Raw genomic sequence first — 8,535 nt, forward strand, 5'->3', positions numbered from 1 at the left:
TGCTGCTACCCCTTTTGATTTCCGTGGCGCCAGAGAGGCGCCTGGGGGCAATTAAGCCTGCTCGGAAACTTCGACGAACTCGTCGCCAGCCGATTTAACCAGTTCAACGATTTCGTTGGAGGCGTTTGCACGGCCTTCCAGGATCGCATCGGCAACACCGCGGGCGTACAGCATGATCGCTTTGGACGAATCGTCGTTGCCTGGAATGACGTGGGTCACGCCTTCTGGCGAGTGGTTGGTATCGACGATGCCGATAACAGGGATGCCCAGCTTGCCGGCTTCGGTGATCGCGCCTTTGTGGTAGCCGACGTCGACGACGAAGATTGCGTCAGGAACGCCGCCCATGTCCTTGATACCGCCGATGGCTTTTTGCAGCTTGACCATTTCGCGCTGGAACATCAGGCCTTCTTTTTTCGACAGCTTCTCAACCGAACCGTCTTCAACTTGCGCTTCCATGTCTTTCAGGCGCTTGATCGAGGTCTTGATCGTTTTGAAGTTGGTCAGCATGCCGCCCAACCAGCGCTGGTCGACGAAAGGAACGCCGGCGCGTGCAGCTTCAGCGGCGATGATTTCGCGCGCCTGGCGCTTGGTGCCGACCATCAGGATCGTGCCGCGGTTCGATGCGACCTGCTTGATGGTTTTCATGGCTTCCTGATACATACCCATCGTCTTTTCCAAGTTGATGATATGGATCTTGTTGCGGTGGCCGAAAATGAACGGCGCCATTTTTGGGTTCCAAAAACGGGTTTGGTGACCGAAGTGGACACCGGCTTCCAGCATTTCACGCATTGTTACGGACATGTAATTCTCCAGGGTTGGGTCTGGAATCCGGTCAGTCACCATACAGGCACCCTTTGCGACCGGATTCGCGATTTTAACAAGATTTGTGGCATTACTTAAACAACATTGCCCGAAAGCGAATTCAAGCAACCCGAGATTCTAACCGGAATTTGAGAATTTTTCAAGCACTGCGCAGCCTATTCGCCACCCACCGGTTGTCTCCGGCATTGCCGGAAACGACATCCCGCGCCAGGGCGGCCCGCCGGCGGGAACCCAGGTTCGCATTGCCGCCACTGAATGAAGGACTTGGGTTCCCGCCAAGGTCGGGAACGACGCGATGGTTATCCCTTATAATGGTCGCCATATTTGCACGGGTTTTCGCCACATCCTCCCGCTGTTACTCAATCTTACTGTTTTATTGCTGACTGCCAACTTATGTCCAACATCTCGATCAAATCCCCCGCCGACATCGAAGGCATGCGCGTCGCAGGCCGTCTTGGCTCCGAAGTGCTCGACTACATCACGCCCTTCATCAAGGTCGGCGTCACCACCGGCGAACTGGACCGTCTTTGCCATGAATACATGATCATGGTGCAAGGCTCGATCCCGGCGCCGCTGAACTACTGCCCGCCCGGCTACACGCCCTACCCGAAAGCCATCTGCACCTCCGTCAACGACGTGATCTGCCACGGCATTCCCGGTGACAAGGCGCTCAAGGATGGCGACGTCGTCAACCTCGACATCACCGTCATCAAGGACGGCTACCACGGCGACAACAGCCGCATGTTCCTGGTCGGCAAACCATCGATCCTGGCCAAGCGCCTCTCCGAAGTCACCTACGAATGCATGTGGCTCGGCATCGCGCAAGTGAAACCGGGCGCGCACCTGGGCGACATCGGCCACGTGATCCAGCAGCACGCCGAAAAGAACGGCTACAGCGTGGTGCGCGAATTCTGCGGCCACGGCATCGGCAAGATCTTCCACGAAGAGCCGCAGGTGCTGCACTACGGCCGTCCGGGCACCCTGGAGCGCCTGGAAGCGGGCATGATCTTCACCATCGAGCCGATGATCAACGCCGGCCGCCGCGACATCAAGGAAATGGGTGACGGCTGGACCATCAAGACCAAGGACCGCAGCCTGTCGGCGCAGTGGGAACACACGGTCCTGGTCACCGAGACCGGCTACGAGGTGCTGACCCTGTCGGCCGGCTCGCCGCCGCCGCCGGCCTTCATCACCGACGCCAGCCAGAGCGCCGCGGCGTAAGGCCAGGACAGCCATGCCCGCCGCCGCGCTCAAGAAGCAATCCCGCGACCTCCTCAAGCAAAGGCTCAAGGCGGAGCGGGCAGTGCTGATTGCCGCCTTCCGCGCCGACGGCAAGCCTGAAAAGCTGCTGCGCGGCCTGCGCCACAGCGTCGACGAGGTGCTCAGCGAAGCGTGGCAGACGGTCGGCCTGCCCGCCTCCACCGCGCTGGTGGGCGTGGGCGGCTACGGGCGCGGCGAACTGTTCCCGTTTTCCGATGTCGACCTGCTGATCCTGCTGGGCGAAGCGGCCGACGCCATCACCCAGGCCAAACTGGAAGAACTGGTGCAGATGCTGTGGGACCTGGGCCTGGAAATCGGCTCGAGCATCCGCACCATCGACGAATGCATGAGCGAGTCGAAGGCCGACATCACCGTGCAGACCAGCCTGCTGGAGGCGCGCCTGGTGTGCGGCGACGCGGTCCTGTTCGACCAGTTGCAGCAGCGTTACGCCGGCGCGCTCGACCCCAAGGCCTTCTTCCACGCCAAGGCGGCCGAAATGCGCCTGCGCCACGCCAAGTATGAAGACACGGCTTTCTCGCTCGAACCGAACGTCAAGGAAAGTCCGGGCGGCCTGCGCGACCTGCAAGTGATCCTGTGGGTGGCCAAGGCGGCCAACCTCGCCAATTCGTGGAGCCAGCTGGCCACGCGCGGCCTGATCACGCAGACCGAGGCGCGCCAGCTGATGGAAAAGGAACGCGCCTTTAAAGATATTCGCGTGCGCCTGCACCTGCACGCCAACCGGCGCGAAGACCGCCTGGTGTTCGACGTGCAGACCCCGATCGCGGAGAGCTTCGGCCTGAAAACCACCGGCGAAGGCATCAACGCGCGCCGCGCCAGTGAATACCTGATGCAGCGCTATTACTGGGCGGCCAAGACGGTCACCCAGCTCAATACCATCATGCTGCAAAATATCGAGGCGCAGCTGTTCCCCGAAGCCAACGAGGCCGAGGCGATCAACGAGCGCTTCAACGATGTCAACGGCCTGATCGACATCGCCCACGACGACACGTTTACGAAACAGCCCTCGACGGTGCTGGAAGTGTTCGTGCTGATGACCGAGCGCCCGCACCTCAAGGGCATGACGGCGCGCACCATGCGCGCGCTGTGGCATGCCCGCTTCGAGATCGACGCCAAATTCCGCGAAGACCCGGTCAACCGCGCCCTGTTCCTGCGCATTTTGCAGGCGCCGGTGGGCCTGGTGCACGCGCTGCGGCGCATGAACGACACCAGCATCCTGGGGCGCTACCTGCCGAATTTTCGCCGCATCGTGGGCCAGATGCAGCACGACCTGTTCCATGTGTACACCGTCGACCAGCATATCCTGATGGTGGTGCGTAACATGCGCCGCTTCACGATGACCGAACACGCGCACGAATACCCGTTTTGCAGCCAGCTGATCGCCAACTTCCGCAAGTCGTGGCTGCTGTATGTGGCGGCCTTGTTCCACGACATCGCCAAGGGCCGCGGCGGCGACCATTCCAAGCTCGGCACGGTCGACGCCGCCCAGTTCTGCGAAGAACACGCGATCGGCTCGGAAGACACCGAACTGGTGGTGTTCCTGGTCGAAAACCACCTGACCATGTCGCAGGTCGCGCAAAAGCAGGACCTGTCGGACCCGGACGTGGTCGAGGCCTTCGCCAAAGTGGTCAAGGACGAGCGCCACCTGACCGCGCTGTACCTGCTGACCGTGGCCGACATTCGCGGCACCAGCCCCAAGGTGTGGAATGCGTGGAAGGCCAAGCTGCTTGAAGACCTGTACCGCATCACCTTGCGCGTGCTGGGGGGCGAGCCGCACTCGGCCGACCGCGAACTGAAGAACCGCCAGGAAGAAGCGATGGCCACCCTGCGCCTGTACGGCTTGCCCGACATCGCCCATGTCGACTTCTGGAAGCAACTCGATGTCGCCTATTTTTTGCGCCACGACGCCTCCGACATCGCCTGGCAGACGCGCTGCCTGTGGGACAAGTTCAACAGCGGCAAGCCGGTCGTCAAATGCCGCCTGGCGCCGATCGGCGAAGGCTTGCAGGTGGCGGTTTACGTCAAGGACCAGCCCGACCTGTTCGCGCGCATCTGCAGCTATTTCGACCGCAAGAATTTCAGCATCCTCGATGCCAAGATCCACACGACAAGGCACGGCTATGCGCTCGACACCTTCATGGTGACCGAGCAGAGCTTCGCCAAGAGCTACCGCGACATCATCAACCTGATCGAGCACGAGATCTGCGAACTGCTGACCTCGCAGGCGCCCTTGCCGGCGCCCACGCGCGGACGGCTGTCGCGCCTGTCGCGCACCTTTCCGATCACGCCGACGGTCGACCTGCGGCCCGACGAGCGCGGCCAGTATTACCTGCTGTCGATCGCCGCCAACGACCGCACCGGACTGTTGTACGCGATCGCCAACGTGCTCACGCGCTACCGCATCAACCTGCATACGGCCAAGATCATGACCCTGGGCGAGCGGGTGGAAGACGTGTTCCTGGTCGACGGCGCCGTGCTCAACAACGCGCGCAACCAGATCCAGCTCGAAACCGACCTGCTCGACGCATTGCGCGTGTAAGTGTCAACAACCTTTTTAGCAACCCATTTACGTAACCTTAGCAAAGCAAGCCATGACTGAATTAGTACGCCTCTCCAAACGCATGTCCGAACTCGGGCTCTCTTCGCGCCGCGAAGCCGATGAATGGATCGCACGCGGCTGGGTGCGGGTCGATGGCCAGGTCATCTCCGAACTGGGCAGCAAAGTGCTGCCGCACCAGAAAATCACGGTCGAGCGCCAGGCCGCGGCCGAGCAATCCAAGCGCGTCACCGTGCTGATCAACAAGCCGATGGGCTATGTCAGCGGCCAGGCCGAAGACGGCTACACCCCGGCGGTGGCGCTCATCAAGGCCGAGAACCGCTGGGCCGAGGACCCGTCGCCGGAAACCTTCCACCCCACCCAGCTGCGCTCGCTGGTGCCGGCCGGACGGCTCGACATCGACTCGGTCGGCCTCCTGATCCTGACCCAGGACGGGCGCGTGGCCAAGACCCTGATCGGCCAGGATACCGCCATCGAGAAGGAATACCTGGTGCGCGTGCAGTACACCAAGGAAGGCAAGCTGCCGGAATCGGACCTGAAAAAACTGTGCTTCGGCCTGTGGATGGACGGCAAACCGCTATTGGCGGCCAAGGTGCGCTGGCAGAACGAAGACCAGCTCAGCTTCACCCTGCGAGAAGGCAAGAAGCGCCAGATCCGCCGCATGTGCGACATGGTGGGCTTGAAAGTCATCGGCCTCAAGCGCGTGCGCATCGGCAAGGTCAAGCTGGGCGACCTGCCGGTCGGGCAATGGCGCTATCTGCGGCCCGACGAGCAGTTCTGACACCCTGGCTGCAATCACTTTTTTGCGCGCTGCGATGTCCGCTTTGGGATTAGACGGCGCCTCAAGTGGCGACCATACTCTGCTGGCGAGCCGTGGCACACCATGGCCGGACCGTCCGCCTCCACGGGGCGGTCCATCAATGGAGACTGCCAATGTTACAACATCCTGTCATCCCGACGGGCCGGCTCGCCGCTAGCATTGGCTGCCGGTGCCGGGGGCGACCAAGTATGGAGGCATGCGCAACCGCAACAGTGGCCTGATGCTCGACAACCGCGACGGCAGCCTGCTCGACGGCGCCGTGATCCAGCAATGGACCGGCAACGGACCGGGGCCGCAACGCTGGCTTCTGGAGCGGGCCAACCAGGAGATCGCAACTGGAGAAAGTACGCGCTGGCGATGAAACAGTTGGAAGCGCTAGCACACGACCGGGCGAACGTAGGACATTTACGACAATTTTTAGCCTGCTACAGGTCGTATGGTGCGGTCTTCTTGTTTTTTGGCCATGATGGAAACGTTGGTTTAAAGGACTCAGACAGCTTGGTCGCGTGCTCCCGCGCGAAATCGCCCGTGTAGACCGCATCTTCCAGTTCATGTAACGCAAGGTTCATGGCGCCGAAACGCATGTTCAACATGCGCGCCTCCATTGCCAGAGTATCAAGAATCTCCATCGACGGCGACCTCGTCGCATCAGAACCGGCGTGTTCTTCAGCCTTGAACTTAGAGAGCTCATACGGCAATGGTGGCGTGGTCGGCCCAATGGGCGCCTTGCCTGATGCACTTACATAGTCGACACGTTCCGCTTGCCCGAGGAAATTGACAGACCTATCCCAAGCAGGGAAAGACCATCGGACAATTAATCGCGCGTGTTCAGGCCAAAATGACGTCTCCGGACCAAGAGTGACAACCCGGGACCGCGCAGATCCCGGCTGCTTATCCGCCACCAAGCTCGGATGCGCCGACCCTGAAGGGGCCTTGGGTTTTCGTCCCATCAGTTATTCTCCTTATCGTAAATAATCCAGGCTGTTCGACAACGATTGGGCCAACTTAGGATCTGTCCAGAAATAGCGCCCATCGTTGCCTCCCTTCATCCGCCGTCCCAATGAAAGGACTGCGTTATGTCTCAATGTCAACATACGCGCATCATCACGGTACTTGCAGTACAGTTCATGCTTACCGGCTTGTGCTGCGTGCAAGGCTACCCGTCCATCATACCCCTGTTCAGAGCTAAGCTGGATCGCTGTATCAATCAGTGCCTGAAGAATTAACATCGGTTTTTGGTATAGCACGCCCATCGCTGTTAGTGCAGCCCCAGGGGCGGCAGCAAGATACCAAAGAAAGACACTACCATTGTAGCTCCCATCCAGCGCAGGGTAACCCACTGATAACAACATCATTGCCAGCGGTACCGACTCTCCATGCGCGTTAGGAATATCAATGCACTGAAGGCTCACCTTCCTTCCCAAGCCGGCCTCAAGAACCATACAATTGGTATACAGGGCTGGCCAGTCCCAAAGGGCGTCAATGCGTTGCTGAGTATTTATATGCGGTTGAACAACAGCATGCCAATTTTGCGCATCGATCATCGTGCCTTCCCGAATGTCGATGTCAATAAATGATGCGCTACCTCGAAGAGGCAAACGGCTCAACATTCTCGGTTGCATAGGCTTGAAAAATCAATAAAAACTGATTATGGCTTAAGCAATCATTACCTGGTAGCTCCAGACTCTACTTTTAGCAGCAATTCCAGCAATATTCTACGCAAAAAATCATTCGCCACGACGCAGGCATCAGATGCCTTTGGACGGCGGGCTATTTCATTAGTCAATCGCAGGGGGCAAGCGTCACCGCTCCGCGTATATGGAGAAACGACGCCATGCGCGGCGTTGAGCGTCAGGCGCGCCAGGATGGCCGATATCGGCATACGCAACCGCAACAGTGCTCTGATGCTCGACAACCGCGACGGCAGCCTGCTCGACGGCGCCGTGATCGAGCAGTGGACCGGCAATGGACTGGCGCCGCAACGCTGGGGCCTGGAGCGGGCCAACCAGAAATCATCCGGGCCGTTCGGCCTGATATGGAGACGAAAAAGGCGGCATCAGGATATCGATGCCGCCTTTGACGTTTCAGGCCTGCGCTTTAGCCCGTGCCTGTCAGCAAGTCAGACTGGGACCGGTGGCTACGCCCAGGTTCTGGGTGAAGGTGGTGTAGTAATTCACCCGGGTCTGCATCTGTGCCGGCCCCTGGTACTCGGTGCCGCCTGCGCATTCGCGATTGCCGTTAATGGCATTGATGGTCTGGCCGAAACCGTAGCCGCCCACCATCGAGTCATGCGCCGACCTGCCGGCGCGGCCCGGCTGGGTCATCCAGTACCAGAGCGCACTTCTCCAGGCGATGGTGGCGTTGGTGGCCAACAGTTCCGGATTGTTCACCAGTTGCTCGCCCAGGCCCATGGCGTTGCCCAGACTGCGGTAGTTCGAGGTCCAGCTGATCTGGATCGGGCCGCGGCCGAAGTACTGGTCGGCCACGTTGGTGCTCTTGCAGGCAACGCGTACCCAGTTGACGTCGCAGTACAAGGGCCAGTTGGCGGTGTTGTATTCCCTCACTGCCTTCAGGTTGTCCGACTCGTGCTGCAGGTTGGCGAAGAAGGCGGCCACTTCCTGCCTGTCCAGGGTAGCGTTGCCCGACTTGGCAAAACTTGGATAGAAACCTGCCGCAGCGACGAAGTCGGCGTATTGGTAGAACGAACTACGGCTGGGGAACCACGCTTCGAACTGGGCTTTTGACAGGCCGGCGAAACTGCCTGCCGGGTCGGGAGTCGGCGTCGGCGTTGGCGTCGTGCCGCCACACGTCGTTGGCTGCCAATACCAGGTGCTGATGGTCGGATCGGTACCGTCGGAGCCGTTGGTGCCGCTATTGACGACCTTGTAGAAATTGCCGTTAGCCGGGTACTTCACCACGCTGCCCAGGCTGTAGTTCACGCCTGCGCTCCAGGTCTGGAATGAACAGCTTGGGGTCGGTGGCGGGGTGGGTGTCGGCGTCGGCGTCGGCGTCGGTGTCGGGGTGGGTGTCGGGGTGGGTGTCGGTGTCGGTGTCGGTG

8 protein-coding genes are annotated in these 8,535 nt (G+C 60.3%); 4 read left to right on the forward strand and 4 right to left on the reverse strand.

Annotated features, from left to right (window positions below; all coding sequences use genetic code 11):
* Window positions 1-51 precede the first annotated feature (51 nt).
* Window positions 52-801, reverse strand: a complete 750-nt coding sequence (gene rpsB, locus F1609_RS29725) for a 30S ribosomal protein S2 (RefSeq protein ID WP_166879227.1) — start codon at window positions 799-801, stop codon at window positions 52-54.
* A 414-nt stretch (window positions 802-1,215) separates the two neighbouring features.
* Here rpsB and map point away from each other — a divergent pair, with 414 nt between their 5' ends.
* From map to F1609_RS29745, 4 genes are all read left to right on the forward strand, one after another.
* Window positions 1,216-2,043, forward strand: coding sequence for a type I methionyl aminopeptidase (gene map / locus F1609_RS29730; protein WP_167080820.1), 828 nt, complete (start codon window positions 1,216-1,218; stop codon window positions 2,041-2,043).
* Window positions 2,044-2,056: 13 nt separating this feature from the next.
* On the forward strand, window positions 2,057-4,639 hold the full coding sequence (locus F1609_RS29735; RefSeq protein ID WP_167080821.1) for a [protein-PII] uridylyltransferase: 2,583 nt from the start codon (window positions 2,057-2,059) through the stop codon (window positions 4,637-4,639).
* A 52-nt stretch (window positions 4,640-4,691) separates the two neighbouring features.
* Window positions 4,692-5,438 (forward strand): pseudouridine synthase, encoded by a 747-nt coding sequence (locus tag F1609_RS29740; RefSeq protein ID WP_167080823.1) that lies wholly within the window; start codon window positions 4,692-4,694, stop codon window positions 5,436-5,438.
* A gap of 208 nt (window positions 5,439-5,646) precedes the next feature.
* A complete protein-coding gene (locus F1609_RS29745) occupies window positions 5,647-5,838 on the forward strand; it encodes an RICIN domain-containing protein (protein WP_370661686.1) in 192 nt (63 codons plus the stop codon).
* 64 nt (window positions 5,839-5,902) lie between these two features.
* Here F1609_RS29745 and F1609_RS29750 read toward each other — a convergent pair whose 3' ends face one another.
* The 3 genes from F1609_RS29750 to F1609_RS29760 all read right to left on the reverse strand — a co-directional run bounded on the left by F1609_RS29750 (window position 5,903) and on the right by F1609_RS29760 (window position 8,416).
* Complete coding sequence (locus F1609_RS29750; RefSeq protein WP_167080827.1) at window positions 5,903-6,427, reverse strand: hypothetical protein; 525 nt, start codon at window positions 6,425-6,427, stop codon at window positions 5,903-5,905.
* A 12-nt stretch (window positions 6,428-6,439) separates the two neighbouring features.
* Complete coding sequence (locus tag F1609_RS29755) at window positions 6,440-7,087, reverse strand: hypothetical protein (RefSeq protein ID WP_167080829.1); 648 nt, start codon at window positions 7,085-7,087, stop codon at window positions 6,440-6,442.
* A 501-nt stretch (window positions 7,088-7,588) separates the two neighbouring features.
* Entirely contained in the window at window positions 7,589-8,416 is an 828-nt protein-coding gene (locus tag F1609_RS29760) for a chitinase (protein ID WP_167080831.1), read from the reverse strand.
* Window positions 8,417-8,535 lie beyond the last annotated feature (119 nt).

This window comes from Massilia aquatica, assembly GCF_011682045.1.
GTDB lineage: Bacteria > Pseudomonadota > Gammaproteobacteria > Burkholderiales > Burkholderiaceae_D > Telluria_A > Telluria_A aquatica.